Origin of the sequence: Parasaccharibacter sp. TMW2.1882, from assembly GCF_023337635.1 — a bacterium.
GTDB lineage: Bacteria > Pseudomonadota > Alphaproteobacteria > Acetobacterales > Acetobacteraceae > Bombella > Bombella apis.
This window is the reverse complement of sequence record NZ_NWUT01000002.1, coordinates 234,151-250,946: the sequence shown is the minus strand read 5'-3', so window position 1 is coordinate 250,946 and position 16,796 is coordinate 234,151. Positions and strand designations below refer to the sequence as shown.

Annotated in this window: 18 protein-coding genes; 10 read left to right on the top strand and 8 right to left on the bottom strand. The window is 59.8% G+C overall.

The window, feature by feature from the left end:
• The first annotated feature begins 1 nt into the window (after position 1).
• From CO583_RS06765 to CO583_RS06755, 3 genes are all read left to right on the top strand, one after another.
• Entirely contained in the window at positions 2–1,939 is a 1,938-nt protein-coding gene (locus CO583_RS06765) for a hypothetical protein (RefSeq protein WP_248630649.1), read from the top strand.
• 27 nt (positions 1,940–1,966) lie between these two features.
• Positions 1,967–2,692 (top strand): flagellar hook assembly protein FlgD, encoded by a 726-nt coding sequence (locus CO583_RS06760; RefSeq protein WP_043558182.1) that lies wholly within the window; start codon positions 1,967–1,969, stop codon positions 2,690–2,692.
• 102 nt (positions 2,693–2,794) lie between these two features.
• A complete protein-coding gene (locus CO583_RS06755; protein ID WP_052348933.1) occupies positions 2,795–3,148 on the top strand; it encodes a flagellar biosynthesis regulator FlaF in 354 nt (117 codons plus the stop codon).
• Positions 3,149–3,164: 16 nt separating this feature from the next.
• On the opposite strand, the gene glf is transcribed toward CO583_RS06755, so the two are convergent.
• Positions 3,165–4,319 carry a UDP-galactopyranose mutase gene (gene glf, locus CO583_RS06750; RefSeq protein ID WP_249103287.1) on the bottom strand — a complete coding sequence of 385 codons (1,155 nt, stop codon included), beginning with the start codon at positions 4,317–4,319 and terminating at the stop codon, positions 3,165–3,167.
• Between the two features lie 12 nt (positions 4,320–4,331).
• Positions 4,332–4,754 (bottom strand): hypothetical protein, encoded by a 423-nt coding sequence (locus CO583_RS06745; protein WP_043558192.1) that lies wholly within the window; start codon positions 4,752–4,754, stop codon positions 4,332–4,334.
• A gap of 333 nt (positions 4,755–5,087) precedes the next feature.
• On the opposite strand from CO583_RS06745, the gene CO583_RS06740 reads away from it, so the two are divergent.
• Together CO583_RS06740 and CO583_RS06735 are read left to right on the top strand one after the other, a co-directional pair.
• Positions 5,088–5,348 carry a hypothetical protein gene (locus CO583_RS06740; protein ID WP_249103284.1) on the top strand — a complete coding sequence of 87 codons (261 nt, stop codon included), beginning with the start codon at positions 5,088–5,090 and terminating at the stop codon, positions 5,346–5,348.
• A 335-nt stretch (positions 5,349–5,683) separates the two neighbouring features.
• Positions 5,684–6,394 (top strand): MucR family transcriptional regulator, encoded by a 711-nt coding sequence (locus tag CO583_RS06735; RefSeq protein ID WP_248630646.1) that lies wholly within the window; start codon positions 5,684–5,686, stop codon positions 6,392–6,394.
• Between the two features lie 82 nt (positions 6,395–6,476).
• Here CO583_RS06735 and CO583_RS06730 read toward each other — a convergent pair whose 3' ends face one another.
• From CO583_RS06730 to fliE, 5 genes are all read right to left on the bottom strand, one after another.
• Complete coding sequence (locus tag CO583_RS06730; RefSeq protein ID WP_043558197.1) at positions 6,477–8,234, bottom strand: flagellar hook-basal body complex protein; 1,758 nt, start codon at positions 8,232–8,234, stop codon at positions 6,477–6,479.
• 113 nt (positions 8,235–8,347) lie between these two features.
• A complete protein-coding gene (locus tag CO583_RS06725) occupies positions 8,348–9,454 on the bottom strand; it encodes a flagellar biosynthesis protein FlhB (protein ID WP_043558199.1) in 1,107 nt (368 codons plus the stop codon).
• A 6-nt stretch (positions 9,455–9,460) separates the two neighbouring features.
• The gene (locus CO583_RS06720) at positions 9,461–10,306 is read right to left on the bottom strand and encodes a flagellar biosynthetic protein FliR (RefSeq protein WP_227449682.1); all 846 of its coding nucleotides are present in this window, start codon (positions 10,304–10,306) and stop codon (positions 9,461–9,463) included.
• The gene (locus tag CO583_RS06715; RefSeq protein ID WP_043558202.1) at positions 10,307–10,582 is read right to left on the bottom strand and encodes an EscS/YscS/HrcS family type III secretion system export apparatus protein; all 276 of its coding nucleotides are present in this window, start codon (positions 10,580–10,582) and stop codon (positions 10,307–10,309) included. It abuts the gene before it with no gap.
• Positions 10,583–10,611: 29 nt separating this feature from the next.
• Entirely contained in the window at positions 10,612–10,968 is a 357-nt protein-coding gene (fliE, locus tag CO583_RS06710) for a flagellar hook-basal body complex protein FliE (protein WP_043558205.1), read from the bottom strand.
• Between the two features lie 214 nt (positions 10,969–11,182).
• Here fliE and CO583_RS06705 point away from each other — a divergent pair, with 214 nt between their 5' ends.
• The 5 genes from CO583_RS06705 (at position 11,183) to CO583_RS06685 (ending at position 16,000) form a co-directional block, all read left to right on the top strand.
• Positions 11,183–11,425 (top strand): hypothetical protein, encoded by a 243-nt coding sequence (locus CO583_RS06705; RefSeq protein ID WP_043558207.1) that lies wholly within the window; start codon positions 11,183–11,185, stop codon positions 11,423–11,425.
• Between the two features lie 90 nt (positions 11,426–11,515).
• Positions 11,516–14,305: a hypothetical protein gene (locus CO583_RS06700; protein ID WP_248630645.1), complete on the top strand. Its 2,790-nt coding sequence runs from the start codon at positions 11,516–11,518 to the stop codon at positions 14,303–14,305.
• 25 nt (positions 14,306–14,330) lie between these two features.
• The gene (locus CO583_RS06695; RefSeq protein ID WP_043558209.1) at positions 14,331–14,726 is read left to right on the top strand and encodes a flagellar basal body protein; all 396 of its coding nucleotides are present in this window, start codon (positions 14,331–14,333) and stop codon (positions 14,724–14,726) included.
• Between the two features lie 33 nt (positions 14,727–14,759).
• Positions 14,760–15,170 (top strand): flagellar basal body rod protein FlgC, encoded by a 411-nt coding sequence (flgC, locus tag CO583_RS06690; RefSeq protein WP_043558212.1) that lies wholly within the window; start codon positions 14,760–14,762, stop codon positions 15,168–15,170.
• A 32-nt stretch (positions 15,171–15,202) separates the two neighbouring features.
• Entirely contained in the window at positions 15,203–16,000 is a 798-nt protein-coding gene (locus tag CO583_RS06685; RefSeq protein WP_081562775.1) for a MotE family protein, read from the top strand.
• Positions 16,001–16,044: 44 nt separating this feature from the next.
• On the opposite strand, the gene CO583_RS06680 is transcribed toward CO583_RS06685, so the two are convergent.
• A complete protein-coding gene (locus CO583_RS06680) occupies positions 16,045–16,698 on the bottom strand; it encodes a hypothetical protein (RefSeq protein WP_043558217.1) in 654 nt (217 codons plus the stop codon).
• Positions 16,699–16,796: the final 98 nt, after the last annotated feature.

The window sequence follows — 16,796 nt, the reverse complement described above, 5'->3', positions numbered from 1 at the left end:
CATGGTAATGCCCCGTCCTTCACTCTCCAGCCTTCCCCTGCCTTCTGCTGGTGGCAGCCGGTCTTCGGCGGCCATGTCCGCTGGGAGGGGCGCCGTGCGCTCTTCATCGGGCGGGAAAGGCTTTGCCGGAGTTCTGGCAGGGCAGACACCGTCCGATCATGACGGGGCGGATGTGCCGCCTTCTGATCAGGACCAGCCCAAGGCGGCCGCCCCTCATACAGGCGGGACGGATGGGACAGATCGTGGAGACAGGTCGCAGGGCAGGTCATCTGCTCCGGCCGCCGGGGCTCACGATGATCAGACGGCTTCTTCTCCCGCCGACAGGGGGGACGGAGCGGACGGGTCGCAGAAGGCCGATACATCTGCAAAGGCAGCGCCTCATGCTGACCGGCAGATGACAGGGGATCAGTCGTCCCAGAATGGGGTAGCGCCAGAGGGGCTGGCCACGCAGAGTCTGTCTCTGGCAGCGTTCATGGCGTCCCCTCAGGTGTCTATGGTCACGATGGAAGCGGGACAGCCCCAGTCTGGCCCGGCGGGTGGTGGGACGGCCACGGCCATGCCGTCTTCCAGCCTTGGGCAGATGACCGGCGGGCGGAGTGATGCCGGAATGGCAGCGCTTGCGGGGCTGGGTACGGTTCCGGCTGGTGGTGAGGCTTCCATGGCGTCAGCTCATGCTACGGCCAGTGCCACAGCCATTTCCTCTTTCTCATCCATGGAGCATCTTTCCCAGGCTTCCGCTGCGGCGGGCACTGCTGGAAGTTCTGCCATGGTTTCGACATCGGATCTGATGCGCCTCGTCAGCAGGTCCGGTGATACGGCGTCTTCTCATGGGCAGGATACCGGGGTGCGTGATGACGTGTCGTCCCGTCATGCTGCCGCCGGACGGATGATGGATGCAGCCCTGCTGGCCCGGCAGTCCACACAGGTTCCCACAATGGTGAATGCCGCCACACAGGGCCCGAAAGACAGGGCACTGTCGGCTGTGCAGGCGATGAATTTCCAGTCCGGCATGGCGGGTGTCCTGTCCGGTCCGTCTTCCATGGTAGGAAACACGGTGACTGCCTCCCGGCAGGGGGATTTGCGCAGCGGGCCTGAGGGCCAGACAACAGACAGTCTGTTCAGCCTTATGGTGAAGGCTTCGTCTGGAGAATCGGAGGCGTTTTCTGCTGGTCATGGCGACCAGGGCGCTTCCGGTGAGGGGCAGGACATGCCCGGGCATGAGAGTGCCGGGGTGACGGGAGGCTCTGGTGGGGATGGCGGGCAGGAGGTGCAGGGCAGCCTGTCGTCCTTCGCTGGCCTTGTGACATCCTCCGAGGGGCACATCATCCAGCCGGAAACCCGTGGCGTGACAGCGGGCGTGACATCGCATGAAGCACGGCAGGCCGCTGCAGAAACAGGTCTTTCTGCCCTTCAGACAGGTGGTTCCGCAGCTGGTGTGCTGGCAGGGCGGGCGACTGCCGGGCAGGCTGGGACGCTGACCATGACCGTCATGACAGCGGATTCAACGCCGGTTCATGTGCAGCTGGACCGCTCCGCAGCAGGTCTGTCGGCCCTTTCCTTGCAGGGGCAGGATGATGGCACGACCGAGGCCCTTCAGAAAACACATCATGTTCTGGCCAGAGAGCTGGATGAGGCAGGCCTTCATGCCAGCCTGATGAAGATTGATGTCCTGCCTGCCGATGCCGGCCATATGGCCGGAGGCCAGGAGCAGAACATGCCGCAGCATCAGTGGCAGGGGGGGCATCAGTCTTCAGGGCAGCAGGCCGGTGCCTTTTTCTCTGGAGGGGAAGGCGGCAGCTCCCAGGAACAGCGCTCCCGCTCGGGAGATGATGTGCCTGCTCCAGCCCGGCAGGAACCGTCTCTTCAGGCAGAGGAAAGTGCCGTCACCCCCGCCACGGTCAGGCCCGCACGGATGGGCCATCTCAATATTTCAGTCTGACATGCATCATCTCGGAAGGAGAACCACATGGTGAATTCACTGTCTTCCAACAATCTTCTGGCCTTGCAGCAGGCGACAGACAGCGCCGCCCGCAGTGGGGCAGCGTCCCTCTCCGGCGCCGGGCAGAGCGGGTCATCCGCAGGGACCACGGAAGGTGCCTTTGCCTCGATGGCAAAGAATGAAAACAACTTCCTGACCCTTCTGACAGCCCAGCTGAAGCATCAGGACCCCAGCAGCCCGATGAATACGGAGAACATGGCAGCCCAGCTGGCGCAGTTCTCCAGTGTGGAGCAGCAGGTCCAGACAAACAGCAACCTCAACACCCTCATTTCTCTGAATGAGACAGCCCAGTTGACGCAGGACAAGGGGCTGGTCGGGCGGCAGGTCAGTGCTTCCGGGTCCACGCTGCCCCTGCAGTCCGGTTCGGCTGGTCTGTCCTTCCAGGCAGGAGCGGGCCAGATGGTTGGCATTTCCGTGGCCAACAGTGCCGGGCAGGTGGTCTATCACGACGTGGTGCGGGCGGATGGCGGCCAGACATCCTGGAACTGGGATGGCAAGGACGACAATGGCACGACCCTCAGTGATGGGGCCTATAGCGTGGCGGTGAAGAGTGTGGACAGCCGGGGCAATACGGCTGACGTGCCCTTTGCCGTGCGTGGCACGGTCACGGGGATGAAGAAGACCAGCACGGGCATGAATGTCATGATGGGTGGGGCTGAGGTTCCGCTCTCCAGCGTGCAGGCCACAAGCTGAATCGCGCCTGATGATGCATGAACAGGGCAGGCAGCCACGACGTATTGGCTGCCTGCCGGATGGAACGGGAGGTTGTGAGGGAGCATGTATCAGAACAACGCCATGAATGCTTATCGTATGGCGGCCAGTTCGTCTCTGTCGGACAGGGAAGCGGATGCGGAATGTTTCCGCAGGCTGATTGCCATGCTGGAAAGCGTGGCCCATGAGACGGATGTCATCACGCGGAATCAGGTCATCGCGAAGAATCAGCGTCTCTGGTCGCTCATCCAGCGTGCCAATGCGGTGGAAGCTGGCATGGTCGAGACGGAAGACAGGCTTCTTTTTGCCCGGATGGCCGATCAGGCCCAGAAGTATGGCATACGGGCCATGCTGGACCCCACGCTCAGCCTTGCTCCCCTCATAGAGACAGCCCGCAACGTGCTGGACGGGCTGGAAATGGCCATTCAGGAGGGCTGAAACGCCTTCCCGCCCTTCAGAGCGGATTGGTGAAAAAGACTGGCAGTGGCCTGCCCTCGGCGAGATGGTCGTCCATGATCTGGCAGGCCGCAAGAGCCTCACCAATGGTGACATCCATGTCCAGATAACGGTAGGTCCCAAGCCGCCCGAGGAAAGAGACGTTTCGGGCAGTCATGGCCGTGCGGACATAGCGGTCCAGCATGGCTGTCTCGCCTGCCAGCCTTATGGGGTAATAGGGGGCATCTTCCGGCCCGGCCAGGCGGCTATATTCACGGAAGCAGACTGTCCTGCTGAAGCGTGCGGCCTCCCAGGGGGCGAAGTGCTTGTGCTCGCTGATGCGGGTATAGGGGATGGATTCGTCGCAGTAATTGATGACCGCCGTCCCCTGATAGTCACCTTTCGCATCGATCCGTTCAAAATTCAGCGTGCGATAGCCAAGACGGCCATGGCAGAAGCTGAAATAGCGGTCCAGCGGGCCAGTATAGAGTGTATGGTCCATGCTGTTGCAGGACTGGAATGTTTCGAAAGACGTGTTCAGCCGTACGGTGATGCGGGGATGGGCGAGAATCGTTTCGATCAGGGTGGTATAGCCTTCCACCGGAATGCCCTGATAGGGATGACTGAAATAGTTGTCATCGTAATTGAAGCGTACCGGCAGTCTCTTCAGGATGGCGGCGGGAAGGTCCGCCGGGGGCAGGCCCCACTGTTTGGTCGTGTAACCTTTGAAGAAGGCCTCATAGAGGGCAGGGCCGATCATGTGCAGGGCCTGCTCCTCGAAATTGCGGGGTGAAGCCACGTCCTGCACGGCCTGCTGCCGGATGAATTCCCGGGCTTCTGCGGGTTGCATGGTCTTGCCGAAAAACTGGTTGATGGTCAGCAGGGTGATGGGAAGGGTGTAAACCCGCCCCTGGCTGATGGCCTTGACCCGATTGATGTAGGGGGCAAACCGTCCGAAGCGCTGCACATACTGCCAGACCGTTTCCTGTGCGGTATGGAAGATATGGGGCCCATAATGGTGAAGCATGATGCCCGTCTGCGGGTCCCGGGCTGTATGGCAGTTGCCACCATTGTGTGGGCGTTCATCAATGACAGTGATGCGGTGGCCTCGCTCAGCCAGATGACGGGCCGTGACCGCCCCGCTGAATCCGGCACCGACGATACAGAAATGCATGGCAGGCTGGTCTCAGGGGCCAGTACAGTTCTGGTCTATGCAGCTCCGGCTTGGTGGGGCTGGCGGATAGGGCAGGCCGGGATAGGGGGCCTGGGTCTGGATGTAGGTGTTCCATGGCATGAAGCCGGGTTCGTCCCAGCCATTCTGGCGGGAGTAACGGGGTGTCTGGTACGTTCCCCAGAGCGGCGCTGCCCACGGTGCCGGTATGCCCTGCTGGCGGTACTGGTCCTGCTGCCATGTGCCGGAAAAGGATGGCGGCGGCGGTGGGGGCGGTGGCAGATGGGTGAATTCCCCGGTGGGCGGCGGCGGAGGAGGGGGCGGGCTGAGCAGGTATTCACTGCCGCCGTAGAATCCCTGGGCTCTGGCAGGCAGGATGCCCCCGCCGGCCAGGGCAAGAAGAATGATGGCAATGGATGGACAGTGCAAACGGGTCATCTCACGGTTCCTGCATCATGTGGCCACTTTGCTGGCAGCCAGTCTATGACCTTCTCATGTCATGATAGCTTAGAAAGTATTAAATGCTGGGAAATCATGGTGTTATTTTTGTTCTGGCCTTTTGTGATGGTTATGTGATGCTTACTGTGAGTGCTGTTTAATATATATTTAACGATAGTAATGTATATGAGCGCTCCCGGTTAGCTTTGCACGCAAAGACTTCTGGCTGGTTTTGCTGATTTCTGTGACATGATCGACCTATGTACCGTGTTCTTGGCAACGTGATATGAGGACAAGGTCTGCCATGACAAAACTTTGGAGAAGGATTACCTGATGCCTCGTATAGCTGGTTCTTCCTGTCCTGCGGAAACCGAGGGACGTATGAAGGATTTTCTTGCCGATATACGTGCGCTTGCTGAAGGGAGCATGGTGGATTCAGCTGACCGGCAGGGTAGAAGGCTGAGACGCTGCGGCCCTCCGGCCATGTGTGTTGCAGGGTATGAGCAGGACAGGGGCCTTTATGAGCGGGCTCTGGATGCTGGGCTGGGGCTGGCAGGCATGGTGGCCTTCAGTGTGGATGGCATGGAGGGATGACCTTGTATTTGCCTTTGTGAGTGGCATCATCCCCATTTGGGGGTGAATGGTCATGGGAGGCTACTTTTTTCAATCTGTTACGGGGAGACCTGCCGGGGGATTGTTCCGGCGGGTCTTATTTTTTTAAAGGCCATTTTCGGAAAATGTTCATATGGCCATTTTTTTGGCTTTTTCCGGCAGTATGGTCATGACTGTCCGATTGATGGGCATTGTCTGTTTGAAATAGGATCGTATTGATCTTATTAATGTGATGGCCTTATGAAAGGTCTTGTAGGCAAGGCTGCAACAATCATTTAATGTGGCGTTAAGGAATAGGCCGGAGAAGGGAGTGGGATATGACATCACAACCAGCCAGTACGTTTATTGAAAAAGGGATTGGGCGCCTGCTGTCACGGTTTCAGCAGGAGTTTTCTCCTTCCCAGACATTAAGCGATATTGTTGGGCAGGCAGAGCGTCTGCGTGGGATGACAGAAACCTTGCTGGGACTGTCCCACCATTATCCGGACCGGGCGGGTGCCGTGCTGAATGTCCTTTCTGGCCTTGCAGATGTCGGTATCATCCATGACATGGCCAGTGCCGCAGATGAGATTGCCATCATTGCCCGCAAGATGGAGGCAGGGCTGGCGTCGGAGAAGCGGGAAGGCAGCCATTCTTTTGCCGGTTTTTCCACTCTGGCTGCACAGCATGAAGGCCACGGTGTGAACGGGTTTGGCGGTCATTTCGTGCAGGGCATGTCCCCGGAAGTGAAAGAAAAGCCCGGCCAGTGGATCGCAAGCCGTGATGAACCTTACTGTGCCCCGGAAGAATCCATTTTCAGTGACGAGATCATCTGTCTGCATTGTGGTGGGGCCTTCAGCATGCTGAAGCGCCATATCGAGCGGCAGCATCGCCAGAGTCCGGATGGCTATCGTGTCTATTGGGGGCTGTCCCCGGATTATCCCATGGCCTGTGAGAGCTATTCGGCCATGAAGAAGCTGGAGGCCTCCAGGACCGGTCTTGGCCATTATGACCGCAAGAAGAAAGGCCGCTCCCGCATCAAGGCATGAGGATGCCACGCCAGGGCCATGCAGAAAGGGCGCAGGGGGATGAACCCTCTGCGCCCTTTTCCTGTGTGAAGTCTTGCAGATGTTACTGCTTCATGGCGATGGTCTGCTGGAGCAGATTGTCTGCCGTCGTGACGGTTTTCGTATTGGCGCTGTAGGCTTCCTGCGCCACGATGAGGGCAGAAAGATCGCCTGTCAGGTTTGTTGTGGAGGATTCCACATACCCGACGGCGAGTGAGCCCGTTCCATTTTCGCCAACAAAACCGGTCTTGGGTGTGCCAGACCGTGCCGTGGCCAGATAGGCCTGACCATCGACGGCCTGAAGCCCGTTGACGTTGTTGAAATTCGTCAGAGCCACCTTGCCGATCAGCTGGCTGTAACCGTTGTCGAACTGCGCCATGACAGAACCATCGCTTTCAATCTCCGCACCCTTGTAGGTCCCGGAGGTGATGCTGTCGTTGCTCAGGGCACTGGTATCGGCTCCGGTGGAAGTGCCGGTTGTCAGAGAAGCGTTGGAAAGGTCCAGGCTGTAGCTGCTGCCATTGATGGTCAGATTTGCCGTGACCGGGCTGCCCTTGCTGACAGGCTGGCCATCAAAGCTCTGCATCGTGCCATCCTTGTTGAAGATGACGGAATGGGCTTTGTCCATCTGCACGGCAGAGGAGGCGGAGCCGTCATAGGGATTTACAGCCTGCACGGACCATGTGGGCGGGGAGGCGGCTGTCTGTGTCCATTTCACGGCAACAGGCGTGTTGGTGGCCGTGCCGTTCTTGTCCGTGCTGCTCACCGTCAAGGGGGAGCTCATGTAGCTCTGTCGGCTGTCGGTGGTGGTGCCGAGCGTGGTGGCCGGCATGGTGAGTTTCGTGCCGGAAAGGGTGAGGGGGTTGGCCTGGTTGGTTGCAGCCGAATTGTTGGATGTCACCATGGTCGTACCGCTGGTTCCGCCAATCGTGCCGAGAGAGAGCGTCATGGTCTGCTCTTCATTGTTGGCGTAATGGGCGGTGACGGGGATTTCCGCAGCGGATCCCGCCGTGGTGGAGCCAACGGCCTTGCCTGTCTGCATGTCGGTGATGGAGGCCAGGGAGCCGGAATGGTCGAAAGCGACCTGGTAGCTGTTCGGAGAGACGGTCCCGTTGCCATCAGCATCATAGGCAGAGACGGTCCAGATGAGCGGATTGGTGTCGCTCTCCTGCCACTGCACGGCGATCTTGTGTGGATTGGAGCTGGAGTCGTATGTCGTGGTGGGAGCGGTGGTATAGCTCTGCGGCGTGTAGTTTGTGGAATCGGCCGGCAGCTTCCCGACGGCCGCATTCAGTGTCATGGTTGTTGTGGCCGTGGGCTTGAAGCCGATGTTGCTGACATTGATGGGTGTGAGGGTATTGTTCAGCGTACCGGTGGAATCTGCCATGTAGCCATCAAGGTAATAGCCTGATGTGTTGACCAGATAGCCTTTCTTGTCCTGCTGGAAGTCGCCATTCCTCGTGTAGAATTTCTGTTCGGAGAAGTTGGTGACACCGGCATTGGCCGTCCCGGCGCCTGTCGGCTTGGAGGTGACGAACATCCCACTGCCGGAAATGTCCATGGCCAGACCATTGGTGCTGCTGGTGGCCGTGCCGGAATTGTCGACATGCTGGACAGTAATGGCCTGGACAGTGTTGGATTCCGCCTGCGAGGCGGAATTGCCGGTGATGTTGCCGGCCACGAAGTCGGCAAAGGATGTCGTGTCGGCCTTGTAGCCGACGGTCTGGCTGTTGGCGATGTTGTTGCTCAGGTTGGTAAAGGCGTCTGACTGGGCATTGATGCCGCTGACAGCCGTCGTAAGTGCATTGAACACACCGGACATGATTCTATCCTTGTCTGTGACCTGATGATTAAGGCTATTTGTAGGCAAACCCTAGAAAACGCTTTTTATAAAAGCAAATATAACCTGCTTATTTCATGAACAGGCTGTTAAAGTCAGGAAGGACCTGCTTCTGCAGGGCGTGCTGCACGGGCACCAGGGGTTTTGAGCCGTACGACGTAGGCAATGATGGTGGCGACAGGTTTCCAGAATTCTTCGGGGATTTCACTGTCCAGCGGCAAGGCATGCAGGGCCCGTGCCAGTGGCGGGTTGGACATGACAGGAATCTTCGCCTCCCGGGCGATGTCACGGATGCGGAATGCCAGTTCGTCCGTTCCCTTGGCAACGATCTGCGGAGCCGTCCCGTCATGCTGGTCATAGCGTATGGCAACTGCATAATGGGTCGGGTTGACCACGATGACCGTGGCTTCCTGCACGGCTTTTTTCATGTGGCGGCGGGAGCGGCTCAGCCGGAGCTGCCGGAGGCGGGCTTTCATCTGCGGGTCACCCTCGCTCTGCTTCATCTCATCCTTGATGTCCTGAAGGCTCATCCGCAGTTTGGAAAAGCGGTGATAGCGGGACCAGACCTCATCCAGCCCGGTGATGATGCACTGTATGGCCAGCACCATGAAACCTGCGTAGATGAACCATGACTTCATGGCGTTGACGAGCTGCCAGGTTGTCCATCGTTCTGTCTGTGGGGCCAGAGACACGGTCTGAAGGGCAACCTTGTAGAGAATCAGGCTGAATACGGTGATCTTGGCAATGGTCTTGAGCAGCTCGATCAGATTATTGAGGCCGACAATCCGCTTGATGCCTTTCAGGGGAGAAAGACGGCTGATATCCGGCTTCAGGGCGGCGGGGCGGAAGAGGAACCCTGTCTGGAGCACGCCGCCCATCAGGATGGCGCAGGCCCCTGTGCCCATGAGCGGGGCGATGAGGTGCAGGCCCGCCATGATGGCGTGGAGGGTGAAACCATACAGGGCAGCCGGGTCGTCGGGGACAAGGCCGAAATTGAGAAGAAGGCCGTTCATCTCATGCATGAACTGGCGTGCCGAGGCCGGAATGCTCAGGGCGAATACGAGGAGAAACGTCCCCAGGGCCACAAGGATCAGCAGTTCCTTGGACTGGGCAACATTGCCTTCCTCACGGGCTTTCTGGAGGCGCTTTTCTGTTGGGGCTTGTGACTTTTCACCACCGCCACTGCCATTCTCTTCCGCCATGGGAGGTCAGACCGGAGGACTGGCGGGAGCGATGAGACCTGGCAGGGTGGAGAGGTGGAGCTGCATCTTTTCGGCCCATGTGCCTGTCAGAATCTGGATCAGCAGGGCCAGGAGCAGGATGCCTCCCAGAATCTGGGCCGGAATGGCCAGGGAATAGACCTGTATGGAGGGCATGAGGCGGTTCAGCACGCCCAGCATGGCTGGCCAGAGGGTGCCCAACAGCAGATAGGGGGCTGCCAGCTGCATGGCAATGAGAAAGCTGGTGCTGACAGCCCGTGTCATGTCGGTGGCCATGTCTCCGACGATCATGGCTGTGACATGCCCCGCCGGGAAAAGCGTGTAGGAACCGGACAGCGCCAGCAGGGGCAGGGCGTACAGACCGGTGGAAAAGAGAATGATGGGCGCCAGAGCGCTTGTCATGTGGCTGACGGCTGTGCTGGAGGCCCCAAGCTGGCTGTCTGTCTGGATGACACTGGCCATGCCGGTGAAGACGGCAATGATCTGCCCGGCAATGGCCAGCGACATGGTCAGCAGCCGGGCCAGCATCCCGAGGAAGAAGCCACAGAGGAGCTCCCCGGCAATCAGTCGGAGAGCCATGGCGGGCATCCGCAGGGCCTCCCCTGACACGGCTACCAGGCGCTGCTGGAGGACGGGCAGAAGCGCCAGCGTGATTACCAGGCAGAGGCCGGCCCGTACCCGTGCTGGTGCTCCGCTTTCACCCAGCCCTGGTGCCAGCATGACAACCGCACTGACACGGCAGAGAATGATGGCAAACATGCCCGTCAGTACGGCCAGCGATCCGTGAGGGGCAGCGAGGTCAGGCGAGCCGAAAAAGTCGGAGAGGGACAGCATTCACACTCCCCCGGCCTTGATGAGCTGGTCGAAGATCATTTCCGCATAGGCATGGATGGTGGCATGCATGAAGGAAGCTGTCAGGATCAGCGTGGCCATGGCGGCGATGAATTTCGGCACGAAGGACAGCGTGGCCTCACTGACCTGTGTCATGGCCTGGAACAGTGAAACACAGAGCCCGGCCAGGAGGGACGCCAGAAGAGAAGGAGCTCCCAGCTTGACAGCAACCAGCAGTGTCTGACGCAGGATCTCCTGAACATCAACAGCGTGACCCATGGGTGTCCTCCTGTTTCCTGCCGTGCCGGTCAGACGGACATCCGCATGACATCCTGATAGGCGCTGACAAAGCGGTCCCGCAGGGTGGTGACCGTCTGGAGTGTCAGTTTGGCTTCTTCGACAGAGGCGACGACATCGGACATGTTGCCTTTGCCGGAAAGTGCCTGGGCGGTCTGGCTCTCGGCGACCTTGCCTGTGTTGATGGCACCCCGGATGGCGTTGTCCAGCACGTGGCTGAAGCTGGAAACGGCATCGGTGCTTTCTGTTTCGTCGGCAGGGCCTGCGCTGGCGGGGCTGCTGGTCTGGCTGAGCTGCTGTGCCCGGCCATAGGCCTGCCCGGCATCGAAGCTCTGTGCTGCGGAACTGGCAATGCTGGATAGGGACATGGGCTGGTTATGGCCTCCTTTCCGTCATGGGTATGATGGTGGCCTGTTTGTAATAGCCATTTCGGCATAACGCCATGCTTTTTCTTTTAACAGAAGGTTTATGTAAGGTTATTTTCATATATACGTCTGCAAATGGCTTTGTTTTTCCTTCTGTATTCGGTATCAGAATGGCCATCTGAGTGTTGCAGAATGAAATATCAGGGAGAAAAGAATCATGTCAGACGCATCAGTGGCTTCCGAAATCGCTTCAGCCATGCGGGTCAAGACAGCCCAGCAGGCCAATGAGATGCGTAAAGCTGCCATGTCGGAGAAGGCAGGCCGTGTGCAGGTTTCTTCCCAGCGCAGCAATGGGGCGGAGGCCTCCATGCAGTTCGATGCTACGGGTCAGGTCGTGCCCAGTGCCAGAGGAGTCCGTAAAAACTCTGCCACGGCCAGCTTCGTCAATCTTCTGGCCTGATGGCCGGTCATGTCATGCGGGGCGGTCTCCGCTCTGCGTGAAAATAGGGGATGCGGGAACGGATCAAGGAGCATGAAGGGGTGCAGCACCATGCTATGCGCTGTTCATAAGGCTGTCTCTAAAGCCATGGCAGGCGATGGAATCTGGCGCAGGGCCGGCTGTGGTGTTGCCGGTCTCATCATGCTGGGTGGGCCTGTGGTGGGCAGCCAGATGTGGCTGTCGGGTACGGCGCTGGCTGCGCAGGGGCCCGCCAGGACGTCTTCACCCTTCATGGATGAGGCCTCGGCTGGAGCTGGTCCGTCACACTCTCAGCCAGCATCGGAGCACAGGCAGTCCCAGGCGAATCCCCATCATGGCCATCCCCGTCCCGTTTCTCCGCATCATCAGGTGCGGGGGCGCCCTGCCGTGCCGCCGCCCCTGCAGGTGCAGGACCATGTGAAAGCAGGCGATCCGCTTTTGCAGGGGGTTCCTGCGGGGTGGGGGGCGCATGTGCTTGGTGTTGGTGCTGCCCAGGGTGGGGCGCCCCCGCAGAAAACACCTCCAGAGGCGCCTTCAGCTGATCACAGGGCGGAGCACAGGGATCAGTCCCTTCATCAATTTTTACAGGCGGAGGGGCGTGAGGCAGATGCTGCAAAACCGGGGCTGGCTGTGCCTTCCCAGCCAGCGGGAAACGAACCGGCTGTATCTGCGCCGTCCCGCAACAGGATTCTGATTCCCGTGCCCGGGCAGATGGGCATTGCGGCTTATCAGAGTGGAGACCGCTTCATCATTCTGGTGGATGCCCGTCAGCCCATGGATGTCTCTGCCCTGCGTGGGGATGGCATGTTCAGCCGCCTGGGTGTGACAACCCTGCCTGACCTGACAATGATCAGCCTGCCAGTGCCTGATACGCGCCAGCTTTACCTTTCCCAGCAGAGTGATGGATGGGTGCTAGGGGATCAGCCACCGCCGGGCATGGATTATACGGACAGGCCGGAGATCACGCCCCGGTTACGGGGGGATGGCCTCCTGTTCCCCATGCGGCGGCCGGGACGTGTCTTTTCCATCAAGGACCCGGCATCAGGCACGTCTCTGGTCGTGGGGACCACGACACTGGATGATGGCGGCCTGCTCTCCCTGCGCAAGGGCAGGGATTATGATGTCTGGCCTTCCATGGAAGGCGTGGTGATTGCCCAGCATGAGCCGCCGCAGGTGGTCATGCGGGCCATCATGCAGGGAGACCTGCTCCAGCGGGCTGATGACCGCCCTCTGGCTGATATGGACCGGGCCGTTTACGCCAGTGATGTGGACCTGAACTGGCTTGGCCTGAAACATCTTGCCGCTCCACAGGCGCAGGAGCGTTATCGTCAGGCTCTTGTGGCGGCAGCGGATTCATCCCCTGGTGAACGTTTTGGCAAACGGCTGGACGCAGCCCGTGCTGCTCTGGGTGTTGGTGCCTTCCCCGATGCACGGGCCATCATGGATGTCGCTCTGGAAGATGACCCGGAAGAAGCTTTCCGGCCGGATGTAAGATTTTTTCTGGCGGTGACTGACCTGCTGGCGGGCCGGATGAAAGGTGCGGCCCAGCTGATGCAGGAATGGCCGGAGCAGGCCATGCGGGCCACAAAACTGTGGCAGGGCCTGTATGAGGCTGCCGCCGGGGGGAATGACGCCGAGGCGGCCCGGCTGCTGGCCCGGGACATGCCACGTCTGCTGAATTATCCGGAGCCGTTGCGGGCGTCTCTGCTGCCCATGGCGGCGGAACTCATTGCCCGCCGTGGCACGCCAGCGGACCGCAAGGCGCTGGATTCCCTGCCAGAGGGCAGTGAATTCCGTTTCATTCAGGCCGTGCGTGCTCTGCGGGATGGGGATGAGAAGAAGGCCACCAGCCTGCTGGAGGCCCTCTCTGTGGATCATGACCCTGTCATTGCCGAGAAGGCGATGGAAGAGGGTGTGGCCCTGAGCCTGCGGGACGGGCACCTCCCGGCAGAAAAAGCGGCCCGGCAATATGCGTCGCTTTTGCCAGATGCCCGGCTGTCTGGTCGTGATGGGATTGTCAACATGCTGCGGGCTGGGGCCGATATACGGGCCCATCAGTGGGAAGCTGCTCTTCAGGCGCTGGATCAGGCCCGTCAGGCAGCACCGCCTCATGATGAAGCAAGGATGCAGGCCCTGCTGTCCGCAGCGCTGTCGGGCGTTGTTCAGGGGCTGCCCGGGCCTGATGGTGGTGGGTCGCAGAATGAGGCCACCCTGCTGCATGAAGCCGCCCTGCTGAAGGCGCACATGCAGGATCTCCCGGCCAGCGCAAAGAAGGGCAACCTGCTGTTGGCCTATGGGCGGCTGCTTGGCCGGCTGGGGCTGGAGGAACAGGCCGGGAATGCCATGAACACGGCCATTCCCATGATGACAGACCCGCAGGACCGGGCTGCTGCCGGGGATGCCTTGGCCGAGAATGAGATCAGACGGGGGCAGCTGGACAAGGCCTCGGCCACATTGGCGGATACGGGTGGGGCGTCCCTGCCCCCACAGGAAACGGCACGCCGGACCCGTCTCATGGCCAGCATGGCGGCTGCCTCGGGCAAGCCGGAGGTCGCCCTGTATCTTCTGGGAGCGGATCAGGACCCGCAGGCAGCGGACATACGGGCCCATATCCATGAGAATCGGGAAGAATGGTCTCCTGCCGTGGCGGATCTGCGCAGCATGGTGATGCAGCTTCTGCCACCGCAGGGAGACATGACGGTGTCCCAGCAGCTTCTTGCCCTGCGGCTGGCATCGGATGCTTCCCGGGCCGGAGATGCAGGTGCGCTGGAGTGGATACGCAATCGTGTGGGGAATCGGCCTTTTGAGGGTGATGCCGGACGGATGTTCCGTCTTCTTGTATCGGCCCAGCAGGCACAGTGAGCGCATGAGGAAGGAGTGACGTGGGATGAGTGTGACACATACGGGCGGGACGGACCTTCTGAACCTGGCCGAGCGGCGGATGAGCTGGCTCCAGAATCGTGAATCCGTGCTGGCGGGCAACGTCGCCAATGCCAACACGCCTCATTACAGCCCGAAGGATGTTTCGCCGTTTCAGGGTGTTCTGGAGACTGCCCATGCCGTGGCGCTGACGCGTACACAGCCGGGGCACATGCTGGGGCCTGCGGGGGAAACACATGCCCGCAGGCAGGGCGGTCGGGCCTCGCTGGATGGCAACCGTGTGGTGCTGGAGGACGAGCTGGGGAAAATCGCCCAGACGAGTGATCAGCAGCGTTTCGCCACTACCGTATATGGCCGGTACATGGGGCTTTACGGCATGGCCCTTGGCGGTAGTGGCCAGTAAGTCGTGGTGCGGTAAAGGAGAGAGGAGGAGAGGATGGATTTTTCCGACACGATTGGTGTTTCAGCGGCCGGGATGAGAGCACAGACAGCCCGCCTGCGGGTTGCTGCCGAGAATCTTGCCAATGCGGAGACGACGGGTGCATCGCCCGGGGCTGACCCGTATCGCCGCAAGACAGTGACATTCCGGGAAGCACTGGACCGTGCGAGTGGTGTTTCCAGTGTGTCGATCCGTTCTGTCGGGGAGGATCAGTCCGACTTCCAGATGCGGTATGACCCGGCCCATCCGGCGGCCAATGAACAGGGCTATGTGAAGATGCCAAATGTCAGCTCCATCGTGGAGATCATGGACAGTCACGATGCCCAGCACTCTTACGAGGCCAATCTCAATACGATGCAGGTGACCCGGTCCATGCTGGCACGGGCCATCAATCTGATGAAGGATTGAGGAAGAACGCCATGAGAGGGAATGTCAGATCCATGAGAAAAAAGGGATTCTCCCTGAGCAGGATCACCAATCTTGCCTCCTGCCTGATGACGGTGCTGCTGGCGTTGAATCTTCATTCCCTTGCGGCACAGATCAGCAGTTCTTCTGCCCAGACCGAGACAGCTCATGGAAAGTCGGGGGAGGCCGCCCCGCAGGGCAAGGCTGCAAAGGCGGTACCTGCACCGCCGCCTGCGGGTGTGAAAGCGCCAGAGACAGTGCGGCCCAGCAGGCAGCGCCTGTTTCTGAACCACCTCCAGGGCTGGACGCCAGCCAATGGTCTTGCGGATGATGATCCTGCCACCGGGCAGGTTGATGAGGAACAGCCTGATTCCCGTGTCCGTCTGGCTGAACGGGGGCTGAATGACGACCTTGCCTCGCATCGGCAGGCCATGCAGGGAGAGGCGGAACGTTTCCAGCACCAGCAGAAGGCTCTCGAGCAGGAGCAGAAGGAGCTGGACGAAAAATTACAGGCACTGGGCCGGAATGCTTCCGAACTTTCTGCCCAGCAGGAGCAGCGCCGGCAGGATGTCGAGCAGAGCATTGCTCGGCTGGCCCATATCTACGAGCAGATGCCTCCACGTGATGCGGCGGCCATGTTCAATATTCTGGATATGCGGGTGCTGGTCCCTGTGGCCCAGCACATGATTCCCCGCCGGATTTCGGATGTTATTGGCAACATGCAGCCCGACCGTGCCAACATTCTTTCCCAGTATCTGGCGGGCATCCGCAAGCTCAGTCCCGATACGATCAACCGTATGAACAGTCCGATCGATTCCAACATCGCACCGTGAGGTTCGCTCCCTCCGTGATCATTGGGAGGGAGCTGTGATGTGTCTTACTGGCCCTGCATGCAGCCATCGGGTGCTGTGCCGGGGGGAAGAGGCTGTTTGAGGAAGGAGGCCAGAGCTACCGTGCTGTTGCAGTATCCGCCCATGGGCAGGGTAGCAATTTCCTCGAAGTGGTTATTTTCCGGCGTGGCCCCGTCTGTGTCATGGGGAGCCAGCCTGAAGAGGCTGACATGGGCTGTTGTTTCCGTTTTTGCGTAGGTTGAATCCCCCAGAGGCCGTTCCATGCGGATCATGAACAGGTTCCATCGTCCCTGTGCGCTCTGCACTGTGTAGAAACCAACGGTGGTCAGGGCATCTTCACCGTCATGTGGTGCATCTCTCAGGCTGTACTCCTTTCCCTGCGTGTCCCGGAAAGGCACGGCACAGAGAAGGGCTGCTTCGCGGGGGCAGGGTTCAAAGGCGAGATATTCGTTCCATGACCACGCATTGGCATTGTCGTGATAGAGCTTGAGAAGTTTCAGGACTTCCCCTTTCTGGATGGGAACCTGCGCTTCCGTGTCCAGCTTGATGGGAATGACCCGGACCGTATCACGGACATCCTGAATTGTGGACCCTGCACGGCCTGCGCCGGGCAGGAGCAGCAGCGCAAGGGCCAGAATGGTGCAGAGGGGTTTGGGGAGGCACTTTTTCTGTTTTTTCATGCTGGTCTCAAAAGATGGATTGGTGAAAGGCTGATCCCATATCGTAAAATTCTGAACAACATCAGGTCATAAAGCAGTTGTGATGGAGTTCTGCAGAA

Coding starts and splice junctions, on each gene's coding strand:
- CO583_RS06765 (WP_248630649.1), top strand. CDS start 2: ATGGTAATGCCCCGTCCTTCACTCTCCAGCCTTCCCCTGCCTTCTGCT.
- CO583_RS06760 (WP_043558182.1), top strand. CDS start 1,967: ATGGTGAATTCACTGTCTTCCAACAATCTTCTGGCCTTGCAGCAGGCG.
- CO583_RS06755 (WP_052348933.1), top strand. CDS start 2,795: ATGAATGCTTATCGTATGGCGGCCAGTTCGTCTCTGTCGGACAGGGAA.
- glf (WP_249103287.1), bottom strand. CDS start 4,319: ATGCATTTCTGTATCGTCGGTGCCGGATTCAGCGGGGCGGTCACGGCC.
- CO583_RS06745 (WP_043558192.1), bottom strand. CDS start 4,754: ATGACCCGTTTGCACTGTCCATCCATTGCCATCATTCTTCTTGCCCTG.
- CO583_RS06740 (WP_249103284.1), top strand. CDS start 5,088: ATGCCTCGTATAGCTGGTTCTTCCTGTCCTGCGGAAACCGAGGGACGT.
- CO583_RS06735 (WP_248630646.1), top strand. CDS start 5,684: ATGACATCACAACCAGCCAGTACGTTTATTGAAAAAGGGATTGGGCGC.
- CO583_RS06730 (WP_043558197.1), bottom strand. CDS start 8,234: ATGTCCGGTGTGTTCAATGCACTTACGACGGCTGTCAGCGGCATCAAT.
- CO583_RS06725 (WP_043558199.1), bottom strand. CDS start 9,454: ATGGCGGAAGAGAATGGCAGTGGCGGTGGTGAAAAGTCACAAGCCCCA.
- CO583_RS06720 (WP_227449682.1), bottom strand. CDS start 10,306: ATGCTGTCCCTCTCCGACTTTTTCGGCTCGCCTGACCTCGCTGCCCCT.
- CO583_RS06715 (WP_043558202.1), bottom strand. CDS start 10,582: ATGGGTCACGCTGTTGATGTTCAGGAGATCCTGCGTCAGACACTGCTG.
- fliE (WP_043558205.1), bottom strand. CDS start 10,968: ATGTCCCTATCCAGCATTGCCAGTTCCGCAGCACAGAGCTTCGATGCC.
- CO583_RS06705 (WP_043558207.1), top strand. CDS start 11,183: ATGTCAGACGCATCAGTGGCTTCCGAAATCGCTTCAGCCATGCGGGTC.
- CO583_RS06700 (WP_248630645.1), top strand. CDS start 11,516: ATGCTATGCGCTGTTCATAAGGCTGTCTCTAAAGCCATGGCAGGCGAT.
- CO583_RS06695 (WP_043558209.1), top strand. CDS start 14,331: ATGAGTGTGACACATACGGGCGGGACGGACCTTCTGAACCTGGCCGAG.
- flgC (WP_043558212.1), top strand. CDS start 14,760: ATGGATTTTTCCGACACGATTGGTGTTTCAGCGGCCGGGATGAGAGCA.
- CO583_RS06685 (WP_081562775.1), top strand. CDS start 15,203: ATGAGAAAAAAGGGATTCTCCCTGAGCAGGATCACCAATCTTGCCTCC.
- CO583_RS06680 (WP_043558217.1), bottom strand. CDS start 16,698: ATGAAAAAACAGAAAAAGTGCCTCCCCAAACCCCTCTGCACCATTCTG.